The organism is Hyphomonas beringensis (genome assembly GCF_000682755.1).
Lineage (GTDB): Bacteria > Pseudomonadota > Alphaproteobacteria > Caulobacterales > Hyphomonadaceae > Hyphomonas > Hyphomonas beringensis.
Genome location: NZ_AWFF01000046.1, coordinates 1 through 21,016 on the forward strand (window position 1 = coordinate 1; position 21,016 = coordinate 21,016).

Annotated in this window: 18 protein-coding genes; 15 read left to right on the forward strand and 3 right to left on the reverse strand. The window is 56.3% G+C overall.

Annotated features, from left to right (window positions below; genetic code table 11):
- Both HY29_RS11800 and HY29_RS11805 read left to right on the forward strand, forming a co-directional pair.
- Window positions 1–479 (forward strand): sulfotransferase family protein (locus HY29_RS11800; protein ID WP_034797179.1); only part of this gene is annotated, 479 nt, incomplete at its 5' end.
- Window positions 480–944: 465 nt separating this feature from the next.
- A complete protein-coding gene (locus tag HY29_RS11805; protein ID WP_034797182.1) occupies window positions 945–1,310 on the forward strand; it encodes a hypothetical protein in 366 nt (121 codons plus the stop codon).
- 337 nt (window positions 1,311–1,647) lie between these two features.
- Here HY29_RS11805 and HY29_RS11810 read toward each other — a convergent pair whose 3' ends face one another.
- The gene (locus HY29_RS11810; protein WP_155838302.1) at window positions 1,648–2,112 is read right to left on the reverse strand and encodes a helix-turn-helix domain-containing protein; all 465 of its coding nucleotides are present in this window, start codon (window positions 2,110–2,112) and stop codon (window positions 1,648–1,650) included.
- 312 nt (window positions 2,113–2,424) lie between these two features.
- Between HY29_RS11810 and HY29_RS11815 the strand changes: the two genes are divergently transcribed.
- The 6 genes from HY29_RS11815 to HY29_RS11840 all read left to right on the forward strand — a co-directional run bounded on the left by HY29_RS11815 (window position 2,425) and on the right by HY29_RS11840 (window position 12,054).
- Window positions 2,425–3,045, forward strand: coding sequence for a hypothetical protein (locus HY29_RS11815; protein WP_034797187.1), 621 nt, complete (start codon window positions 2,425–2,427; stop codon window positions 3,043–3,045).
- Between the two features lie 732 nt (window positions 3,046–3,777).
- Window positions 3,778–5,016: a Fic family protein gene (locus tag HY29_RS11820; protein ID WP_034797188.1), complete on the forward strand. Its 1,239-nt coding sequence runs from the start codon at window positions 3,778–3,780 to the stop codon at window positions 5,014–5,016.
- 253 nt (window positions 5,017–5,269) lie between these two features.
- Window positions 5,270–8,029: a class I SAM-dependent DNA methyltransferase gene (locus HY29_RS11825; protein WP_034797189.1), complete on the forward strand. Its 2,760-nt coding sequence runs from the start codon at window positions 5,270–5,272 to the stop codon at window positions 8,027–8,029.
- 3 nt (window positions 8,030–8,032) lie between these two features.
- Window positions 8,033–10,084 carry a pseudomurein-binding repeat-containing protein gene (locus HY29_RS11830; RefSeq protein WP_034797190.1) on the forward strand — a complete coding sequence of 684 codons (2,052 nt, stop codon included), beginning with the start codon at window positions 8,033–8,035 and terminating at the stop codon, window positions 10,082–10,084.
- Window positions 10,077–11,276 carry a GIY-YIG nuclease family protein gene (locus HY29_RS11835; protein ID WP_034797191.1) on the forward strand — a complete coding sequence of 400 codons (1,200 nt, stop codon included), beginning with the start codon at window positions 10,077–10,079 and terminating at the stop codon, window positions 11,274–11,276. The genes HY29_RS11830 and HY29_RS11835 overlap by 8 nt, the downstream gene beginning before the upstream one ends.
- Before the next feature lies 1 nt (window position 11,277).
- Window positions 11,278–12,054 carry an abortive infection family protein gene (locus tag HY29_RS11840; RefSeq protein ID WP_051601457.1) on the forward strand — a complete coding sequence of 259 codons (777 nt, stop codon included), beginning with the start codon at window positions 11,278–11,280 and terminating at the stop codon, window positions 12,052–12,054.
- 44 nt (window positions 12,055–12,098) lie between these two features.
- Here HY29_RS11840 and HY29_RS11845 read toward each other — a convergent pair whose 3' ends face one another.
- The gene (locus HY29_RS11845) at window positions 12,099–12,458 is read right to left on the reverse strand and encodes a hypothetical protein (protein ID WP_155838303.1); all 360 of its coding nucleotides are present in this window, start codon (window positions 12,456–12,458) and stop codon (window positions 12,099–12,101) included.
- Window positions 12,459–12,749: 291 nt separating this feature from the next.
- On the opposite strand from HY29_RS11845, the gene HY29_RS11850 reads away from it, so the two are divergent.
- From HY29_RS11850 to HY29_RS11870, 4 genes are all read left to right on the forward strand, one after another.
- Window positions 12,750–13,658 (forward strand): ArdC family protein, encoded by a 909-nt coding sequence (locus tag HY29_RS11850; RefSeq protein WP_034797193.1) that lies wholly within the window; start codon window positions 12,750–12,752, stop codon window positions 13,656–13,658.
- A gap of 250 nt (window positions 13,659–13,908) precedes the next feature.
- Window positions 13,909–14,271 carry a DUF3768 domain-containing protein gene (locus HY29_RS11860; protein WP_034797197.1) on the forward strand — a complete coding sequence of 121 codons (363 nt, stop codon included), beginning with the start codon at window positions 13,909–13,911 and terminating at the stop codon, window positions 14,269–14,271.
- Between the two features lie 2 nt (window positions 14,272–14,273).
- Window positions 14,274–14,687: a hypothetical protein gene (locus HY29_RS11865; protein ID WP_034797199.1), complete on the forward strand. Its 414-nt coding sequence runs from the start codon at window positions 14,274–14,276 to the stop codon at window positions 14,685–14,687.
- A 61-nt stretch (window positions 14,688–14,748) separates the two neighbouring features.
- Window positions 14,749–15,165, forward strand: a complete 417-nt coding sequence (locus HY29_RS11870; RefSeq protein ID WP_034797200.1) for a hypothetical protein — start codon at window positions 14,749–14,751, stop codon at window positions 15,163–15,165.
- Window positions 15,166–15,174: 9 nt separating this feature from the next.
- Here the strand turns inward: HY29_RS11870 and HY29_RS11875 are convergent, their stop codons facing one another.
- Window positions 15,175–17,868: a type IV secretory system conjugative DNA transfer family protein gene (locus tag HY29_RS11875; protein ID WP_081811366.1), complete on the reverse strand. Its 2,694-nt coding sequence runs from the start codon at window positions 17,866–17,868 to the stop codon at window positions 15,175–15,177.
- 426 nt (window positions 17,869–18,294) lie between these two features.
- Here HY29_RS11875 and HY29_RS11880 point away from each other — a divergent pair, with 426 nt between their 5' ends.
- The 3 genes from HY29_RS11880 to HY29_RS11890 all read left to right on the forward strand — a co-directional run bounded on the left by HY29_RS11880 (window position 18,295) and on the right by HY29_RS11890 (window position 20,983).
- A complete protein-coding gene (locus HY29_RS11880; RefSeq protein ID WP_034797204.1) occupies window positions 18,295–18,513 on the forward strand; it encodes a hypothetical protein in 219 nt (72 codons plus the stop codon).
- Window positions 18,514–19,142: 629 nt separating this feature from the next.
- Window positions 19,143–19,481: a plasmid mobilization protein gene (locus HY29_RS11885; protein WP_034797206.1), complete on the forward strand. Its 339-nt coding sequence runs from the start codon at window positions 19,143–19,145 to the stop codon at window positions 19,479–19,481.
- Window positions 19,478–20,983: a relaxase/mobilization nuclease domain-containing protein gene (locus HY29_RS11890; RefSeq protein WP_034797207.1), complete on the forward strand. Its 1,506-nt coding sequence runs from the start codon at window positions 19,478–19,480 to the stop codon at window positions 20,981–20,983. The genes HY29_RS11885 and HY29_RS11890 overlap by 4 nt, the downstream gene beginning before the upstream one ends.
- The last annotated feature ends 33 nt before the right edge of the window (window positions 20,984–21,016 follow it).

The window sequence follows — 21,016 nt, forward strand, 5'->3', positions numbered from 1 at the left end:
ACAAGATGCCGAACAATTTCCGGCATATCGGCCTCATCCACCTGATCTTGCCGAATGCGAAAATAATCGATGCGCGGCGCAATCCGATGGATTGCTGCTGGTCAGGCTACAAACAATTGTTCGCAAGAGGCCAGGAATTCACCTACGGCCTTGAAGAAGTTGGCCGCTATTACAAAGGCTACGTCGATCTCATGAACCACTGGGACAGCGTGCTGCCAGAAGGCCGTATTCTAAAGGTTCAGAATGAAGACCTTATTGACGACCTTGAAGGGCAGGTTCGTCGCATATTGGAGTATTGCAAATTACCTTTTGAGAAGGCCTGCGTTAATTTCCATGAGACAGAACGCGCGGTCCACACGCCAAGCTCAGAGCAGGTTCGCCAGCCGGTCAATAAATCCGGTGTGGACCAGTGGAGACCATATGAGGCTCACCTTGAGCCTCTAAAGCAGGCCTTGGGCCCCGCTCTGACAAATTATTAGGGTGAAGGAAAAATGGTGGGCGGTACAAGGTTCGAACTTGTGACCCCTACGATGTCAAGGCCCCGATATAACGCTAAGCCATTGAAAATTATGGAGCCCAAGGGAGCGCAACGTGGCCAGAAAGGGCGGAACAAATCTAGAAAATAAGGCTCAACGTTGCCAGGACATTGCCAATCGCCATACGATCAAAATGCCGCCCACTACAGTTGGTGATCGCCGCATACTTGATCGGAAGCAACTCACCAATTGCATACATTGCTACCCGGTTCCGACAGTTCAAATTGGTGCAAGCTCTTAGGATCGAAGAAGACCTACATTGAAGCGCGTCGGCAGGCGCCAAACAATCTCAAGAAAGAGATTTGTTTTTGCTGGCATAATGGGCTTTCCAATTACCTAGTTGAACTAGGCTTTTTCGAGTAGGGTACGCGTGTTTATTGTTTAGAAGGTTTATCCGGGATTGAAATTTTGACCCAACCGACGGTAACTCTAAAATGGCACGGCGACCCAGCTGACTTCACATGCACCATAACCGGCCTTCCGCAATCCCAGTTCCCCCATCAGACCGCCGAGTTGGTTGGTATGCTGGGTTTCACCATGCAAGGTTACGGGCTGACTAATCCGCAGCTTTACCAAGATACGGCCGAGTGGATCGCAGCTTGGCAGGCGCGGGCAAACGACCCCGCCATTTCACATGATGTATCTGAAGAGCTAAAATCATCCCTTGAGGCAATACTCCCCATTTTGAGAGAAAACCCTCCTTTTTCGGATTTTTTGTGTTTTGCGCTGGGAGCTGGAATGCAGCGTTTACAGGCTTCACGCGCCGCGTCTTAGCTATGTCAACCGTATCGCCAGTGACGCCATTTTCCATCCCGACACGCACATCCTGGCCCAGCCCTTGATCCGGGAGGTCTATTTGGAGACTCGGTGCGCCCCTCTTTCTTGTTGGGGATTGGTGGTCAAGGCACGCTGAGCGAAGTTTTTGCCTAGCTCATGCAAGCCGACCACCGACATGGAATGCCTGCGACAGTTCGATGTTGTCGCTCTCTGAAGCATTGGAAGACAATTCACGAATGGCCCTGTCCAGTTCGACAAAATCATCCTCTCCGATGGTCTTTGTTATTTTTTGCTTCCCATAGTCGATCCCGGCTCAAGGGAATCGGCGAACGGCTTACCCTTTTTTCCAGCCGAAAAGTCCCCTTTTCTTCTGGCTGGTCTCTTCGGCGATTTGGCGCTCTTCTTTTTCTCTTTGATCCGTAATCAGAAGCGTCAAGCGCTGCCGTTCGGCCGCTTCCGTATCCAGGCGTTTGCGCAAATCCTCGATCGTGGTCTCTAGCTGTTCACGTTCCCGGCGACGTTCTTTCTCAATTAGATCAAGCTTTTCGTCCCTGATCTCAATCTCGCGTCGTAACAGGGATTCGGATTGTGACGGCTCCTGTGATGCCTTGTTACTCTTCCCCTGCTCTGGCTTAGAGCGCGCGTCCTTCGGAAACACGCGGTGCAGTTCGGCAGGATCAATCCTGTAGGCCCCCTGCTCGTCCCGATCCGCAGACAGACGGCCCTTCTTGATCGCCCGCTGGATCGTCATCTTACTTAGACCGATCTCGTCGGCTGCTTCTGATAATGAAAAGAACAACTTACCCCTCTACTTTAATATACTGTATCAAATCGTAACATCGAATAACATTTGTCATCATGTGACGTAACAATGTATAGTATACCAGAAGTCGATTCTCTGTTCGTTCCAGAATAGAAGTTTTCAACAGAAAGGTTTGTTTATGGCATAAGAAAACCCGCCGAGGCGGGTCTAATTGAGTATTTGATTATATTGGTTCGTCGCGGTTCCAATATTATCTATTTATAATTTAAAACGCAAGCAATTTCTTGCGACCCTCGATTGCGGCCTGAAACACGCGGGTTTCCTTGCATTTCAAAGAAAGGAAACACCATGCTGAAACCCATCTCCTTCTCCCTGGGCGCCCTGCCCTATTACCCAACGCCTGACGCACCCTCCGGAACGGGGCCTGCACGCAAGCGGTTGATGCGGCCGGAAGCCTCCCGGACGTTCGTCAAACCGCTTCGTCAGTCGCTGTTCAAGGATGCTCGCCTGATGCCCGGCACCTTGCGCCTGCTTTGCCTCCTGGCTGGCTGGCAGGGCGCGGGACGCCCCATAGAAACCACGCTCGGCGCGCTTGCCCGGCAGCTTCAGCGCTCTGAGCGCCAGATACAGCGCTATATCAAGGATGCGGCCGAGGAGGGCTATCTCTTCTGTTCGAAGGTCGCCAACCGGCTCGGTTACATTGTTGGCCTGCGTCTCCGGGTCAATCCGGCTGCCGTATATGCGCCCAAACGCGAGGAGGGCGGAAATCATCCCCGGCGTAACGATGCGGCGCGTTACGCAGCCCCTGATACAAGGCGTGACGGCTCCGAAAGCCGCAGAAATCCGGCCACGACAGATATGTCCGACACTAAGGAAAACATATATATCATAAAGGATGATACGGACGATTTTGGCCGATCGTTACAGCTCATCTGTGAGCGGAACAATCTCAGATACGCCTTGATATAGTTCTCACGTCTCGTCACAGACCCTCCCAAACGGCTCTCTCATCCAGGCCGCAACTTGTTACGCCCAAACGCTCACAATTGGCCAAGCGGCACGGCTGAGAAGGCTTTCAGGAAGGAAGAGAGGGAAACACAATGCCATATCGCCACGTCCCAGCTGGCGGATAACAGGGCAAGATTTGAGACGATGCTTACGCATGGAGCCCTTTGGCGCCATATGTCTGCCATCACATGTGACATCACAGCCAGATCATGAAGCGCAGACTTTCGGTGGAGTAGGGCGCTCACCAAGCCGCCCACACCAATCGCATCCACATATCATGCCATAACGGGCGTTTTCTCGCCCTTGTTGAGGAGGGCATCAAACGCCCCTTCCCCAGTCCGCGCATATCCGGCCAGGGCAGAACAGATCACACTAGTGAAACAGAACTAGAGTGTTTAGACAGCCCGCACGGCTTTCAGAAATACGGAAAATAACCGCCACCCTGAAAGCAAAACCCTTCTGTTTCTCAATCCGGATCAGACAGTATCATTTTCTTGTAACAGCCTGGATGAGGAGGGCGCTTGAAGCGTCCCAAACGTTTCATTTCCGGCGATTTCGCAAGCATATCAGACCGTCACACTGAGATAGTGCGATACGCTAGGGTGTGATAAGGGGAACCGGTCAACAAACCGGCCAAAATAGCGGAATCAATTTCCTCGCCAATTTTTCTACAGGCATGATATTGTTTAATTTATGAGCGATTCTCCAGCGGACACAGAACCGGCCAAAACACAACCCGAAGATCGAGGCGAAAGCACCGGTCTGATGGAACCCATGCTGGTATCCGAAAGCGGGCCGAGGCGGGCAGGGCTGGCAGACCTCGCCGTTGATCTGGCAGCACGTTCCGCCGGCTTCCGCCGCAGTCTACCGGATGGCGTTCTGCGAGCACTTAGCCAGCTGGTGCGCGCCATGAACTGTTATTATTCCAATCTGATTGAAGGTCATGACACCCACCCGATCGACATCGAACGGGCCATGGAGGGAGACTATTCGGCCGATCCCGAAAAGCGCGACCTTCAGCTCGAAGCCCGCGCCCATATCACTGTGCAGGCCTGGATCGACGAGGGCGGCCTGGATGGCCGAGCCGTCACAAGCGATGGGCTCCTGGACGTCCACCGCCGATTCTGCGAACTGCTGCCCGACGAATTGCTCTGGGTCGAAAATCCTGACACCGGCGACCGCTTGCGCGTGGAGCCGGGGGAGCTGCGCGGTTCGGATGTGGCTGTCGGACGCCACTTGGCCGTTTCGCCCGGTGCCGTTCCGCGCTTCCTGGCGCGCTTCGAGCAGGCCTATGGCCGGCTGGGCAGGGTGGATTCTCTGATTGCCGCTGCGGCGGCGCATCACCGTCTGCTCTGGATCCACCCGTTTCTGGATGGCAATGGCCGTGTCGCCCGCCTGATGTCCTATGCGATGTTACGCGAGACACTTGATACGGGCGGGGTCTGGTCGATCGCGCGCGGCCTGGCGCGCAACGAGGCCGAATACAAACAGCACCTTGCGGCCTGTGATGGGCCCCGGCGGGGTGACCTCGACGGGCGCGGAACCTTGAGCGAAGAGGCACTGGCCTCTTTCGCTGGCTTTTTCCTGCGCACCTGCATCGATCAGGTGACGTTCATGGAAGAGCTCGTCCAGCCCGAGCGGCTGCGCGCCCGCATCCAGCTCTGGGCCGAGGAGGAGATGCGCATCGGCACACTGCCGCCCAAATCGGGCGCCGTGCTTGATGCGGTTCTGTATCGCGGTGAACTTCCACGCGGGGATGTCCAGGGTCTGCTTGATACAAGTGAGCGTAACGCGCGGCGTGTCACATCGGCCCTGATCGAGAAGGGTGTCGTGACATCCGATAGCACGCGCGCGCCTCTGAGGCTGGCTTTTCCGGCGGCGCTCGCATCCCGCTGGATGCCTGGCTTGTTTCCGGAAAAACGTGGCGAGTAGGTGTCTCACGCCGTCACATGGGACGCGTCACAGCCCCCAACGCTCCGGTGTGATAATTTATGTTATGAATATTGAAGGGGATCGATTGTTGTCTGGGTCTCACAACTTGATAGACCTTCACGACGCGCAACCTTGCCTTGAAAACCGATATTCTGGCAAAGCCAGTGTGGATATCTGGGGTCGTTCCGGACCGCGATCGCTGCGCAGTCGGATCAGACCTGATAGCCTGCTCTTGGATGAGGAGATTTGAACCTTGAACGCTGTTGAAATTGAAGAAGCCATCTCGGAACTGGCTGAGCAGGAATTCGATGCTCAGGCGTTTCCCTATGCGTTTCTCGAAGCCTTCGGCAACAAGGCCACCACCATCCAGCGCCTGAAGAGTGGGGCGACCAACAAATCGGACCTGGACGGCGTCCTTCAGACCAACAACATCCATATCAAGGTCTGTCCGGTCGGCGAGGTGACCCAGACACTGATCGCGCTCAAGGAAAGCCCGGCGACGGCACGGGCAAAAGCGAAGTTCGTGCTGTCCACCGATGGCGTGGATTTTGAGGCAGAAGACCTGACTTCGGGTGAAAATGTTGCCTGCCCCTTCACCGAGTTTCCCGATCATTTCGGTTTCTTCCTGCCGCTCGCCGGTATCACCACCGTCCAGCAAATCCGCGAAAATGCCTTCGACATTCGCGCGACCAGTAAGCTTAACAAGCTCTATGTCGAACTCCTGAAGGACAACCCGGATTGGGGCACATCGGCCCGCCGGCCCGAAATGAACCATTTCATGGCCCGGCTGATCTTCTGCTTCTTCGCTGAAGACACCGACATCTTTGACGGGTCGGGCCTCTTCACCAATACGATCGATCAGATGAGCGAGCGCGACGGATCGAACACGGCCGCAATCATCAGTGAAATCTTCCGCGCGATGAACACGAAATCCAGTGATCGTGTGGCTGGCAATTTCCGCAACTGGGCTGATAAATTTCCCTACGTGAATGGCGGATTGTTCTCAGGTTCGACGGAGGTTCCGAATTTCTCAAAAATTGCCCGGTCCTATCTGATCCATATCGGAAACCTCGACTGGAAGCGGATCAATCCGGATATCTTCGGATCGATGATCCAAGCTGTCGCCGACGATGATGAACGCGGCGCGCTCGGCATGCACTACACCAGCGTGCCGAACATTCTGAAGGTCCTTAATCCCCTCTTCCTGGATGACCTGCGCGAGAAGCTCGAAGAAGCCGGGGACAATTCCCGTAAATTGCTCAACCTACGCAACCGAATGGCGCGGATAAGAGTCTTTGATCCAGCATGCGGGTCAGGCAATTTTCTTGTGATTGCCTACAAGGAAATGCGGGCCATAGAAGCCGAGATCAACAGGCGGCGTGGCGAGCCTGATCGCCGAACCGATATTCCGCTGACGAACTTTCGCGGGATCGAGCTGCGCGATTTTCCCGCCGAGATCGCACGTCTCGCACTTATCATTGCGGAGTTCCAATGCGATGTTCTCTATCGAGGACAGAAGGAAGCGCTCGCGGAGTTTTTGCCGCTCGACGCGATGAACTGGATTACGTGCGGGAATGCGCTTCGCTTGGATTGGCTAAGTATTTGTCCGCCAACAGGGACGGGTGTGAAACTGCATTCTGACGACCTGCTGGAAACACCGCTCGATCAGGCACAGATCGATTTCGAGAATGAAGGTGGGGAAACCTACATTTGTGGCAACCCACCCTACCTTGGCTACAACAAGCAGTCTTCGAGTCAAAAAGCTGACCTCGAAGCAATATTTTCTTCTAAAACCAAAAACTGGCGTTCTTTGGATTACATTTCGGGCTGGTTTGGAAAGTTTATCGAAATCTCACACTACGGCTTTGATGCGGCTTTTGTTGCAACAAACTCTGTCTGCCAAGGCGAGCATGCCGCCATTTTATGGTCAATAATCTTTAATTCCGGCACCAGCATATTTTTTGCTGTTCCCGATTTTCGTTGGGCCAACAACGCGAGCAACAATGCAGTTGTAACAGTGTCTGTGATCGGACTTTCTGCGAAAGACGACCACTCAAGAGCAATCTATACAGATGATCTCAAAAGGAACGTTAGTTGTATCAACCAGTACCTGATTGAGGGCGCACCTGTGCCAATGGCGGCAGCAAGCCGTTCGATATCCGGTCTGCCGCACATGCTACTCGGCAATATGCCGAAGGACGGAGGAAACCTAATTCTTTCTAGCGATGAAGCGGCCGAGCTCCGTAGAGACTTCGAAGACGCCGAACAGTATTTGTATGGCTTTTTCGGCTCACAAGAGCTCATCAATGGCACGCTACGTTACTGTCTGTGGATTGGTGACGAGGACGTCGAAATAGCGCGCTCTATTCCCCCGATAGCTCAACGTCTTGCGGGAGTCGCCAACATGCGGCTCGCAAGCCCCGCAAAATCCACCAGAGACTTTGCAGATCGCCCGCACCGTTTTAAGCAAATTCAAGGTACAGCCACACAGTATACGATCGCTGTTCCCAGCGTTTCGTCGGAGCGTCGTGAATTTCTTCCCGTTGACCTCCTCTCCTCGACGAACATCGTTTCAAGCCTCGCCTTCGCCCTCTACGACGCTCCTCTTTGGAACCTAGCTTTGATTGCTTCACGCTTACATCTTGTTTGGGTGGCCACCGTATGTGGCAAGCTTGAAACGAGATACCGATATTCAAACACACTTGGATGGAACACATTTCCGCTACCAACACTGACTGATAAAAACAGGACTGATTTGACTCGTTGCGCAGAGGACATTTTGCTCGCTCGTGAAGCACACTTTCCAGCGACCATAGCGGATCTGTACGACCCCGAGCATATGCCCGAAGATCTTCGGGCGGCACATGATCGGAGTGATGAAGTTCTAGAGCGTATCTACATCGGTCGACGCTTCAGAAATGATACGGAACGCATGGAAAAGCTCTTTGAGCTCTACACTCAAATGAGCTCTGCTGCTCCCATAAATAAGACAACCTCTCAAAAGAAAGCATAAGCCATGAGCGACATTAAGTCTGTTCCATCAGTTTCTGTCACTTACGCCCAGAATGGCAGTTCGACGAAATCGAACGAACTTGGCATGCGGGCGATGCAGGAACGTGCTTTCGAAAAGCGTGGGGAACAATATCTCCTGATCAAATCTCCACCGGCATCGGGGAAAAGCCGCGCGCTCATGTTCATTGCGCTCGACAAGTTGAACAATCAGGGCATCAAGAAAGCAATCGTTGTCGTCCCTGAAAAGTCCATCGGCGCGAGCTTCAATGATGAACCGCTGACCAAGCATGGCTTCTATTGGGATTGGTCGGTCGAGCCCAAATGGAACCTCTGCAACGCACCCGGCGAAGATGGCGGCAAGGTCAACTCGGTCAAAGCCTTCCTCGACAGCGAAGACAAAGTCCTGGTCTGCACCCATGCAACCTTCCGCTTTGCCGTTGATCGCTTTGGCGTGGCCGCCTTTGATGAGTGCCTGATCGCAGTGGATGAGTTCCATCACGTTTCAGCCAATCCGGACAACAAGCTCGGAAACCACCTCGGTGAATTCATTGCGCGGGACAAGGTGCACATCATAGCGATGACGGGCTCCTATTTCCGGGGCGATGCTGAACCTGTCCTGATGCCCGGTGACGAAGCCAAGTTCGATACGGTCACCTATACCTATTACGAGCAGCTCAATGGCTACAAATATCTGAAGCGCCTCGACATCGGGTATTACTTTTACACTGGCGCCTATTCGGATGACATTCTGAAAGTCCTCGATCCGGACCAGAAGACGATCATCCACATTCCGTCGGTCAATTCGCGCGAGAGCACGAAAGACAAGATCAGGGAGGTGGAACACATCATTGAAGCGCTTGGTGAGTGGCAGGGCGCAGACAAAACAACCGGATTTCAGCTGGTCAAAACACCGGACGGACGTGTGCTGAGGATTGCTGATCTGGTGGATGATGATCCGGCCAAACGAGACAAGGTTTCAGCGGCGCTCAAAGACCCAGCACAAAAGAACAATCGTGATCATGTTGATATCATCATCGCGCTCGGCATGGCCAAGGAAGGTTTTGACTGGATCTGGTGTGAACACGCCCTGACGGTTGGCTACCGCTCTAGTCTGACGGAAATCGTGCAGATCATTGGACGCGCCACGCGCGATGCCGAAGGCAAGACGACTGCACGCTTTACCAATCTGATCGCTGAGCCAGACGCATCTGAAGACGCCGTCACCGAAGCCGTCAATGATACGCTAAAGGCGATCGCAGCCAGCCTTCTGATGGAACAGGTCCTCGCACCGCGCTTCAATTTCGTGCCGAAGAGCGCGGGCAACGCCCCCTCCCCTGGCTTCGATTATGGCGAGGACGGATATGATCCGAACAAGTGCAATGTGGGATTCAATGACGACACCGGCCAGTTTCAGATCGAAATCAAGGGCCTTGTTGAACCGAAGAGTGAGGAAGCCACCCGAATCTGTCAGGAAGACCTCAACGAGGTCATTACGGCCTTTGTTCAGGACAAGACCGCAATCGAGCGCGGACTGTTCGATGAAGAGCTTGTCCCTGAGGAGCTGACACAGGTCCGCATGGGCAAGATTATCAGGGAAAAGTACCCGGAACTCGATGCGGAAGATCAGGAAGCCGTGCGCCAGCATGCGATTGCTGCCCTCAATCTAACCCAGTCCGCCAAGAAGATCGCGGTGGATGATGCGGATTCTGAAGGTGGCGCCAATACGGCTTTCGTGGATGGCGTCCGTAAATTTGCCATGGATGTGCGCGATCTCGATATTGATCTGATCGATCGGATCAATCCCTTCAGCGAGGCCTATGCGATCCTCGCCAAGGCCATGAGTGAGGATAGTCTCAAACAGGTTGCAGCCATCATTTCGGCGAAAAAAGTACAACTATCGCCGGAAGAAGCACGTGATCTGGCCAAACGGGCCCTGAAGTTCAAACAGGAGCGCGGGCGTCTGCCGTCCATCACCTCACCAGATGCCTGGGAGAAGCGCATGGCGGAAGGCGTCGCCTATCTCGCCCGTATGAAGGCGGAGGCTGCGAATGGCTAAAGAGTTCACCGACGAAGACGATGCGCTGCTCGACGCCCTTGGCGTCGAAGTTGAGGTCGAAAAAGCACCGACACGAACGCCGCGCGAAGAGCGGATCATCGCCGGATTTGAAGATATCCAGCGCTTCTTTGAAGAGCATGGCCGACCGCCACAGCATGGCGAAGACAAGGATATTTTTGAACGCCTCTATGCGGTCCGCCTCGATCGCCTGAGACATCTGGAAGAGTGCCGCGTCCTGCTTGATCCGCTGGATCATCAGGGATTGCTCGGCGCACAAGAGTCCGGATTTGTCGAAGAGGAAATGTCCGATGAGGCCTTGCTCGATGCGCTCGCCATTGATGAGACATCATCGGACATCACCGATTTGCGGCACGTTCGCTCCAGTGCGGAAAAGCGCGCTGCCGAAGAAATTGCGAACCGCACAAAGTGCGAGGACTTCGACCAGTTCAAACCTCTGTTTGAGCAAGTTCAGAAGCAGCTCGATACGGGCGTGCGTCAGACACGCCCCTTCGAGCTCAAAGCAGAAATCCGGATCGGCGCCTGGTTCATCGTTGGTGGACAGAAGGCCTATGTCGCGGAGATGGACGAAATCTTCACCAACGAACAAGGGCGCACAGATGCACGGCTGCGTGTGATCTTCGACAATGGCACCGAAAGCAACATGCTTATGCGCTCACTGCAGCGCGCGCTCAACAAAGATGACGCAGGACGCCGTATAACTGATCCGTCGGCGGGGCCCCTTTTCGCAGGAGACGCAGAAGCCGACGATATGGCGAGCGGCACAATCTATGTCTTGCGCAGCAAATCGGACCATCCGCTGATACGCGACAATCGCGAGATCGTTCACAAGATTGGCGTGACGAATATGGCGGTCGAACAACGCATTGCTGGAGCACACCTTCAACCGACATTCCTGATGGCGGGCGTAGACGTGGTCGCGACCTATACGCTGTTCAACATCAATCGCACCAAGTTCGAAAAACTGATCCACCGCATCTTCGGAACCGCTCAGCTCGAAATCGAAATCCAGGATCGCTTCGGAAATCCTGTTATTCCACGCGAATGGTTTCTTGTGCCCTTATCGGTCATTGATGAGGCCGTGGAAAAAATCCGCGATGGCTCGATCACGAACTACATCTATGATCCCAAGCAAGCCCGTCTGATCAAGACGTCGGGTCAGCAGGCGGTGTAATTTGGTCGATTTGAAACGAAGCGAAATCCGGACGATTGAAGAAGCATTCAGTTTCTCACCCGGATATGTGCTCAATTTTTCAGACCGAACCTATTCGGAATTCTTTGAAGATGAATTCGGCATCAACATTGATGATGCTGTCTATCACACTCATGGAACGTCAAAGGGTAAGCGCCTCAAAGCTTTCATCGAGCGCGAAGATGCGGCTGTTGTGGCCTATGTTCTGCGCAAATTGTGGGAGTATCGCTGCTCGGAATCGAAGCCAGATTTATCGTCAGATGAAGAAGCCCGAATTCAATCGAAATTCTTCTCGGTCATCAGCCGCATCGAAGGTGATCACCAGGTCAGCCGAACCGATGCCTTGGAGCGGTTTAAAAGCGACCACACGCTCGAAGAGTTGATTCTGGCGATCGAACGCGACATTACGGCCCACAAACCTGCGGCAGCGCTGGATCGCCTTCACACCTATTGCATGAAGAAATTTGCGCATCTTCTCGAAATGAGAGGACAGCCAGCTAGTCGCGAAGAAGCCCTCCACGCGCGCGTCGGGCGGTATGTTAAGATACTTGAATCCGAAAGAGAGCTGCGGGAGATGACGCGACGCATCATCAAGAGTTCAATCAGCGTCTTCGAACAGTTCAATCACGTCCGGAATGACCGAACCTTTGCGCATGACAATGATATTCTCGACGACGCGGAAGCACGATTCATCTTTGAAGGCGTGAGCGCGTTTTTGCGCTTCTTGAAAACCGTGGATTCCGCCCGCTTCGGAAGCTGATATCTGGTGAGGCCTTCAAGCGGACGTAGCGGATGTTGGTGCGACTATGCCGGCCCAACCGGTTCTTCATCTTGAATGATCGGCGCGTCCTGATCAAAGCGGGGATCAAGCGGAGAAGCATGGTCAAAGCTTGCCATTACCTTTTCATAGGATTCCGGATCATACTTGAACGCCAATCCGGCGAGATGGTGCAGGCGCAGAGATTGATGATGTCCCGTTTCCAGCAGCCGGGGCTCAAGCTTCTGCCAGAGACGTTTTGCATCCTCTTCTGAACGACATTGTATATAGAAGCCTTCCGGCGTCACACCATCCCGTCTGACCTCAATGCCGGTTTCTTGACTGACCTCGCGCAAGTTCAGACCAAAATCCAATAGGTCGCGAAAATGCGGCGCGCGCACGATCATGCCACTGCCCTGAAACTCTGCTGCGATTTCTACAAATCCCTTCTTTGTCATATTTGTTCAGTATACTTACTTTATTGTTTTATGGCAAGTTTTTCGAAAATGAGGCCCTCCTTTCGCCGTCCTGAGACAGTCCGCTTCAGACTGGCCGGAGGCGCCCGCCGGTCAACGGCCTGCCCGCACCGGTGCTGCGCACACCGTGTTGGCCGTGTCCCGTTCCGGTGACCGGCGGGGCTGAACCCCTCCGCCCCTTCTCCTTCGCGTCCTCAGGGACCACAGCGAAAGGAGATCATCATGACCAAGGAAAACCACCGCCCGGATATCTATAGCCGGATTACCAACCAGATCATCGCCAGCCTCGAAGCCGGGATCAAACCCTGGACCCAACCCTGGGCCGCCGGGCACGCCGCCGGACCCGTCTCCCGGCCGCTTCGCCACACTGGCGAACGCTATTCCGGGATCAATGTCCTCACCCTCTGGGCCACCGCCACCGAGCGCGGCTATGGCGCTCCGCTCTGGATGACGTTCAAGCAAGCGCTGGCCCTCGGCGGCTGCGTGCGCAAAGGCGAGAAAGGCGCTCCCGTCGTCTACGCCTCCGCCATCAACCGGACAGAAACCGATGAACGGACTGGCGAGGATGTCGAACGCAATATCCCCTTTCTGAAGAGCTACACTGTCTTCAATATCGAACAGATCGATGGCCTGCCCGCGCACTATTATGCGCAGGTCTCCGCCACACCCAATCCCGATCAGCGGATCGCAGAAGCGGATGCCTTCTTCAAAGCCACCGGCGCCATGGTGCGCCATGGCGGCACCCAGGCCTTCTACATGCCGGGCCCGGATATCATTCAGCTGCCGGACTATGAGGCTTTTCGAAGCGCGCAGGATTACTACGCCACGCGCGGCCATGAGACCGTGCACTGGACCCGCCATGCCACGCGGCTCGATCGTGATCTCGGCCGCCAGAACTGGGGCGATGCTGGCTATGCCCGTGAAGAACTGGTCGCGGAACTGGGCGCGGCCTTCCTCTGCGCCGATCTCGGCTTGACGCTTCGGGACCGTGAAGATCACGCCGCCTATATTGCCAGCTGGCTGAAAGTCCTGCGCGATGACAAGCGTGCGATCTTCTCGGCGGCTGCCCATGCGCAGCGCGCCTGCGACTATCTGCATTCCCTGCAACCGGCTTCTCGGGAGGCGGCCTGATGGCCGCCTTTCATGTCTACCTGATTGAGCGCAAAGGATTCGTGTCAGTCATGACGGTCTTTCTGGACGGCAGGCCTCCTTCCAGCCTGATCGATGCTCCTGCCGGGACGCACGCCCCGCGCAACTGCCGGCCCGCTCCTGGTCCGTGTTGGCAGTTCCCGCCTTCGGCGTGCGCGGCGCGTTGGCGCGCCCGGCCTGTCCGGATCATCGGCTGGATCGTCCAGCCGTCCAACAGAAAGGACGCAAGACCATGACGTCACCCACGCCCCCCTCTTCTCTCTCCCGGCTCGCCGAACAGAATGACGCGTTTCGCAAAGGCCTGCCCGACAGCCCCGCGCTGAAAGGCCAGCGCGTGCACACACGCGGCGTCGATGCGTTCGGGCTTGAGATTGTGCTCGATATCTGGGCGCGCGTGCGCCGCTTCGACCAGTTCACCGACGGCAATGACCCGCATGGCGAACATGATTTCGGCAGCTTCGTTCATCCCGTTGCCGGGAAAATCTTCTGGAAGATCGATTATTACGATCGCGATTATCACATGGGATCAGACGATCCGTGTGATCCCGATCAGACCCGCCGGGTCCTGACAGTCCTTCTCGCTGAGGAGTATTAGTCATGAACAGCGGATATTCACCCGGTCATCCCTGGTACTACCTCCTTGGGGGCGCGGTGCTGATGCCGCGCGCCATCCTAGAGCAGACCCGCGCATCCGGATATCGCGGCTGCAGCGCCGCTGCGATCGAAGAGGCTGACCGGCTGGCGGAGCCAAAACGTTCGGCCAGCCTGCGGGCCTTGCAGCGCCGTTTTTACGACGACTTGCAGCGTGACCTCTCACGCTATCGCGCATGCGTTCGGAACCTGCGTGCGTATCGCCAGAATTCGATCGGCCCGGATCAGCCCGCGCAGTGCGAGGGCGTTCATGTCGCGATCAGCTTGAAGCACAATCATCTGGTGAATGATTTCGCGCATCTGGTGTGGCTCGACGAGCTGATGACGCGACAGGGTGATTTATTCGGCGATTTGATCTGAGAGTTGACCTTGCGCCAGCTTCTGACAGTCTGATGTCCTGCAGCAAAAACGGGCATTTCTCATGGCCAGTCAGCCAACATCCTATACCAAATCGCTCGATGAAGAGCGTCTGAAATGGTTTGCTGAAAAGATGGGGCTCACCGCGCAGCCGGACTTTCAACACGCCGCCGAACATGCACAGGAACAGGACAATCAACCGGGCGAGATCGTCAAAGAACGCGGCTCATCCATGGTCGAGAACGACACCCCTGTCATTCATAATGTGCCCCCTGATGAGTGGCGCCGCGAAACGGACGCTAAGGACTTTTCCGAACGCTGGTCCGACGAACAGATTGAAGCGATGGCGGAGCGCTACAAGCAGGACAAGATCGCCGAGCTCAAAGCGCAACGCGATGCAGCTCAGCGTGAACAGGATACGCCGGAAGCGACAAACAATCAGCAGGCAGATCGCGGTGACGATTATGGGATGGAACGTTAGGCCTGGGCGTCACTGCCGCATCTCGTAGAGGAACCAGGCTAAGCCTGCCGAAATGATCACCCCTACCGCCGTTACCCATCCCGGGATACTGTCATCCTGCAGTCCAAGCACGAGGGTGAAAACCCCACATGCCGCCGCGAATAGAGCAAAGAGGGTAAACACAGTTGCTTGGGCTGTTCGATAGCGCTTCTGATCCCGCTCCTGTTTGCGTGCGCGCTCAGCCTCGTCAATTCTCCGCTGTTGTTCCGCCCGCTCTTTCCGTTTGGCCTCTTCTGCGCGGCGGGCTTCTTCATCAGCTTTACGCTTCCGCGCAGCGTCGGCCTCAGCACGACGCCGGTCTTCTTCCAGCCTACTCTTTATTTCTGCAATCGTCTTTTCGAAGAAAATCCTTTTGAACGCCGCCTTTTCTTTCTCACCGATCGGAATGTCCGCCCGAATGGTCATGATCGAACCGTTGGCCGTGCGTTCTTCTTCGTCAGGCAGGTCCATGACGGTCCCTTTCATCGACGCAGCAACCGTCTGAGAATGGGTCGAAGGACTCTGATAGGAGAAAAGGTCTTCAGCGGCGGTGAAACGCGCATGTTTTCGAAGACTGGCAGCGCCCTCATAGCCGTTCTCGATCATCAGCTTGGGCAGCTTAATCGTCCAGATATGCTCTTCCGTGTATTCATGCCCCAGAAGTGGCTGCTGCTCGATCGGGATGAAGGTGTGCGCCGGATCAGGTGAGAAACACCGCACAAAATAAGGGTCCTGATCATAGTTCGATCTTCGCAGGAAGAACGGAAGCTCGCCGGAAATCATGACCAGCATGAGGCCGGGATAGGCAGGATGATCCATGTCCACATCGGTGAACGCGCGCAAATAGTTCTGGGCTTCGTGGGCCGCAAGCAGGGGCTTTTTGTGATATTGCTCCGCCGTTCCACCGCTGACCGTATACCCTTCGCTCGTACTGCTCGATTGTGTCCAGGTACGGGATTGGCCAGATTGACTCGTATGTGTGGTCGAAGACTGGCCACCCGTCGAACTCGTATAGGCAGTCGAGCGCTGTCCCCCACGGGTCGATGCCCCATTTCGGCCCATCTGCCAGCCCCGCGACGATGCCCCGCCTGACGAGTGATTGGACGACGTTCCATAGCTGGTCGCCCGATTAAGTGGTTGAAAGAAGACATGCGGTCCATAATTGCGGCCGGCACTATCCCCTTCTGAACGTCCCCAGTTCTCAGACCGCCCCCAGTTCACGCCATCGCTCCATCCGCGCGTCTTCGACCATTGCGTGCCATTGGTATCAGACCGGGAGCGTTGCCAGTTCTCCCCCGTCGTGTCGGATGTACCGGTGCTGGCGCTTTCGCCAAATGCGTAAGAATCTGAAGTGCTGGTCTGGTTTGAATGACTCTCCGATGTCGAGCGCACCGTCATGACAATTTGTGTTTCGCCGAGCGTTTTCTCTATGAAGACCGCCCCGTCGCGGCCCGTATCGCCGAAAAACAGTTTCAATCCGCTGTTGGTGAAAAAGGCATCTGCGCTGTCTTTGTAAAGCGCATTCAACTCACCAAGCCCCTGAACCACAATGACCAGCTTGACACCGGCCCCCGCAATGTTGCGCAGCGCGGAGGCAACATAATCATTCTTGCCGAGGTCAAGGAACTCATCGAGCACACACAGGGTCTGGTGACCGCACGCCGGCTGACCGCGCTGATGGCGCGCCGCCGCAAACAGACAGAGAAAGACCGTATTGGCCCAGCGCGAAAACTCATCACTGTCTTCCGTCGGCAGGACCACAAAGACCGACACCCCCTTCGGATCGGTCTTCACCCTGTCCATGTCGAGGGGTCTCGGCCCCTCTTCGCCGGATGGGGCCAACACGCGCTGGATCGCCTGCGACTTCAGAAAAGCCAGTTGCATGGCCGCTTCATTGCGGACCGAATTGAACAGTTTCGGCTGATCGGCTTTGTCGATCAGAAAACTGCGGGCAAGTGTGCTCAATCCGCCCTTGCTGACCTTGTTATCCTCAACCTCCAGCAAAAGCATATAGAACGGGTCTTGCGCCTTGCCGGTTTCCTTGCGGAGCTTTTCGGCGAGATCGTGAAGCCCTTCCTGACAAAGCCTGTACACCGTCAGCAGCGACCGGTCCTGACCCTGATAATATTTGCTGCTCGCGACATGCGCGATCAGCATCGAAATGAAGATCTTGGCCTTGTCGGCCCAGTGCGCCGACTCCGTACCTTCGGTCTTCTTGACAATCACAGTGGCGATCCGATCGCACCAGATTAGAAAATCCTCATCCTCCGGATCGAGCGCATCGAGCGGGTTGAAATAGGCCCGGTAGGTTTCATCGACCTCGGCGACACGCTTGGGATCAAGGACAAACACATCCTGACCCATGCCCTCACAATATTCATTCCCCCTGCCCCGGCGCGGCGCAAGAATCGTCGCGAGATCGCCCTTGGGATCATAGGAGACGACCGAACCTGGCCAGATGGCCAGATTGTTGAGGATGAGTGAGCGCCCCTTGCCGGAGCGCGTGCCGGCGCACACGAGGACGTGGCGATCATCGAGATAACCAATGGGTATCTCACTCAGATGCGGATGACGGCCGAGCCAGAAAGCGCCCGGCTTAAACTCATAGCGGCCCGCAACAAACTCCGGATCAGCCCATCGCGCTGTCGCCAGCGCATCGGCTGACGGCCCCATCTCCTGAGACATGCATTCCCCCACTTACGCTACGCGCCCGCATAAAAACTCTGACTGTCTTTTCACGCGAAGGTTACACCCTCGGTCAACAGGGTTTTTTGCCCTTTTGGACAGACGCGGGCAATTTGCCCGATCCGGCCCCGTCTGCCTCAACTGCCCGGAACACTCATCTGACCTGACTGGCAAACGCCTTATGGGTGGAGCCTATCCGCTGAGCCAGCTTGTCCTTTGCATGGATCGGCCGCTCAACCATGCCCCGCCACCATCGCGCATGCCTGGAACCGTGATCCCGCCGCCCTGCCCTTTGGGTCCGCAATGGGCAGCCCGCACCACCCGGCTGCGCCGGCCGTGTCGCCCATGCGGAGCGGCAGTATGCGGTCCCGATCGTCCTTCGCGCGGCAGGAATGGTTCGGCCGGCAAACTGAAAGGACAAATCAAATGGCTACAACCCTCAAACCCACCCATCGCGTCTCGTTCGCCTGTATCATCGGCAAGGATGAGGACGGCAATGACAAGCTCGGACAGGCCCGTGAAATCGGCGCCATCTGGCCGCGCAAGAATGGCAAGGGCGGCATTCTCCGCTTCGACCATGTGCCGATCGAACTGACACGCGGTGAAGGCGTCATTTTCATCAATGATGTCGAGCGCGGCAAATAGCTGATCTGCAGACAAATCGCCGAGGCGGGACCGGGCCACCGGGACCCGCTTTCGGCATGCTCATCTGAGCCCTCTGCCAACCGCAATTCTGGAAAAGGACTACGCCCGCAGGCGTAGACGCAATCATCGGTCCGGACCCTTGGCCCATCAGGGCCAGGAGGGACCGGACGAAAAGGCGCAGGCGGCGCAATGGAGGGTCATGATGCACCCTCCGTGCTGGCGGCAAGCACACAATTGTATGCGGACAAATCTTCCCTCTTGAACCGACCTCTCGCCTGTGGATAAACTTCAGCCAAGTAGGAGGAGCCAGATATGTTTTTGGTGCCCAAAAACTCGCTGGCGGGACTTCCTGAAGGAAGGCCGCCGCGATCTGGCAAGGAGCTTTCGCGCCCCTTGACCCTCGATCAGGAAGTGGGCTCTGCGCCCCTTCCCTGAACCCATCCCGCACCAACGGCATCGCCCGTTGGATTGCGACTTAGGGGGTGCTTTCACCGGCCCCTAAGAACCCCGAAACCAGAGCTTGGGGAGACCTGCCCTCTCCCCATCTGGACTGAGCCCCATGGCCCAACGTTTCGACGTTGGATCACGACCAAGGAACGTCCTTGGATTCTTCAGGCGGAGGAAGCGGAATGGCCCGACCGACGAAAGCGGAGAACGAAAAGCGCACCGAGCGCTACAATCTCAGACTGACCCTTGCCGAACGGGAGTGGCTGGCAAGCCAGGCCCGTGCGGCCGGTCTCAGCGAGATTGACTATGTTCGCCGCCGCATTCTCGGCCAGACCGTCGCAAGCCGCCAAATGGTCACCGATCCCGCCCTCATCGCCGAGCTCAACGCGATCGGCCATAATGTGAACCAGCTCGCCCGCGCCACCCATACGGGCCGGCAGTTCCAGCAATACTGGCGCGAGATCGGAGACGAGCTGCGCCGGGTGCTCGCCCGCGCGCTGGAAGGCGTCGGTGGCCCATGATCGTCGTTATCAATCCCAGCGGGTCGGCAGGGCATTCCTTCAAGGGGTTGCACGCCTATTGCGCCCATGATGCGGGGTCCTCAACCACAACGGAACGGGTCGAGTGGATGACCACCCGCAATCTCGCCAGCGATGATCCCGATCAGGCCTGGCGCATCATGGCCGCCACCGCCATGGCGCAGAACGCGCTCAAGGCCTCCGCCGGCATCGCCGCCACCGGGCGCAAATCCTCTGCCCATGTCATGCACATCGTGCTCTCCTTCCATGACGAGGAAGGCCGCTCGCCGGAAGACATGCAGGCCGCTGCCGATGAATTGCTGCGCGCGCTCGGCGCAACCGGCGGGCGCGGCAAGAACAAGCCGATCCGCGTGCAAAAGGCGAGCGAGCATCAGGCGATCTATTACGCCCATTCCGACACTGACTCCCGCCACCTCCACATCATGCTCAACCGGGTGCATGGCGAGCATGGCGTTCTGCTCCCCTCTTCCAATGACCAGCTGAAGGCCTCCCGATGGGCGCAGGCCTATTCTGAGCGCCATGGGACTGAACACGCCACCCCTGACCGGCAGATCAATAATGCGGCGCGTGACAAGGGCGAGTATGTGAAGGGCAAACGCCGCAGCCTCAAACGCGCTTTCGAAGAAGAGCGCGCTGCCAAGGCCGCCAATGACAATGACCTTGTTGAGGCTGTTCTGGCCGCTCAGGCCAAGAAGGATGCCGCCCTTGCCCTCAAAGGCCGTAATATGAAAGCCCTGCAGGCACAGGCCTGGGATCGGCTCGCTGAGTCCCACAAGGCACGCCGGGCTGCCATCCAGAGCGAAGCCCGGCGGGCCTTGAACAAGAAGCGCGCCGAAATCCGAGACAGCTTCCGGCCACAATGGACCGCGCTCAATCGGGCCCAGAAAGCCGAACAGAAAACCTTCGAGGCCCTCGAAGCCTCCTTTCTTGGCCGGGCCAAAAACGTCCTCTCCACGCTGCAAAAATCCCGCAACATCGAGGATGAACAGAACAAGGGACTTCTCACACAAGGATTTCGCGTTGTGGTCAGCGCCACCGAACGCCGCGCCGTGTTTGATAAAGCGCAGGCCGCCAAACGCCGACAACTTCAGAAAGCGCAGGATGCTCGCATGGCGGACGTGGCACAGCGTGCCAAAGCTGCACGCGATGAAAAGCTCGAAGCCAATCGGCGGCATTTTGAAGAGGAGCGCAATCAGCTCAAGAAGCGGCAACAGGCCCAGACCTCTGCCTACGGACAGGCATGGCGCGTGCGCAATGCGGAACGAACGGCTGCGCTGGACGACGCCCGCAAAAAGGCGGCACTTCAGGCAGACCTGCAGTCAAGCTGGCGCAAGAATGCCAAAACCGACGGCGAGGATGCGCGCCTGGCGTATCTCGCCAAACTGATCGATGCGCGCGGCGCTTTCGACCGGGCGAATGGTGCGGAGCGCGATCCAAGATCGCCCGAGCGGGATCGGGAGATTGATCGCGACCGGGATGATTGATTTTACGCACATATTTTTGTTCAATATTTGTTC

Coding starts and splice junctions, on each gene's coding strand:
- HY29_RS11815 (WP_034797187.1), top strand. CDS start 2,425: ATGCTGAAACCCATCTCCTTCTCCCTGGGCGCCCTGCCCTATTACCCA.
- HY29_RS11820 (WP_034797188.1), top strand. CDS start 3,778: ATGAGCGATTCTCCAGCGGACACAGAACCGGCCAAAACACAACCCGAA.
- HY29_RS11830 (WP_034797190.1), top strand. CDS start 8,033: ATGAGCGACATTAAGTCTGTTCCATCAGTTTCTGTCACTTACGCCCAG.
- HY29_RS11835 (WP_034797191.1), top strand. CDS start 10,077: ATGGCTAAAGAGTTCACCGACGAAGACGATGCGCTGCTCGACGCCCTT.
- HY29_RS11845 (WP_155838303.1), bottom strand. CDS start 12,458: ATGATCGTGCGCGCGCCGCATTTTCGCGACCTATTGGATTTTGGTCTG.
- HY29_RS11850 (WP_034797193.1), top strand. CDS start 12,750: ATGACCAAGGAAAACCACCGCCCGGATATCTATAGCCGGATTACCAAC.
- HY29_RS11860 (WP_034797197.1), top strand. CDS start 13,909: ATGACGTCACCCACGCCCCCCTCTTCTCTCTCCCGGCTCGCCGAACAG.
- HY29_RS11865 (WP_034797199.1), top strand. CDS start 14,274: ATGAACAGCGGATATTCACCCGGTCATCCCTGGTACTACCTCCTTGGG.
- HY29_RS11870 (WP_034797200.1), top strand. CDS start 14,749: ATGGCCAGTCAGCCAACATCCTATACCAAATCGCTCGATGAAGAGCGT.
- HY29_RS11875 (WP_081811366.1), bottom strand. CDS start 17,868: ATGTCTCAGGAGATGGGGCCGTCAGCCGATGCGCTGGCGACAGCGCGA.
- HY29_RS11880 (WP_034797204.1), top strand. CDS start 18,295: ATGGCTACAACCCTCAAACCCACCCATCGCGTCTCGTTCGCCTGTATC.
- HY29_RS11885 (WP_034797206.1), top strand. CDS start 19,143: ATGGCCCGACCGACGAAAGCGGAGAACGAAAAGCGCACCGAGCGCTAC.
- HY29_RS11890 (WP_034797207.1), top strand. CDS start 19,478: ATGATCGTCGTTATCAATCCCAGCGGGTCGGCAGGGCATTCCTTCAAG.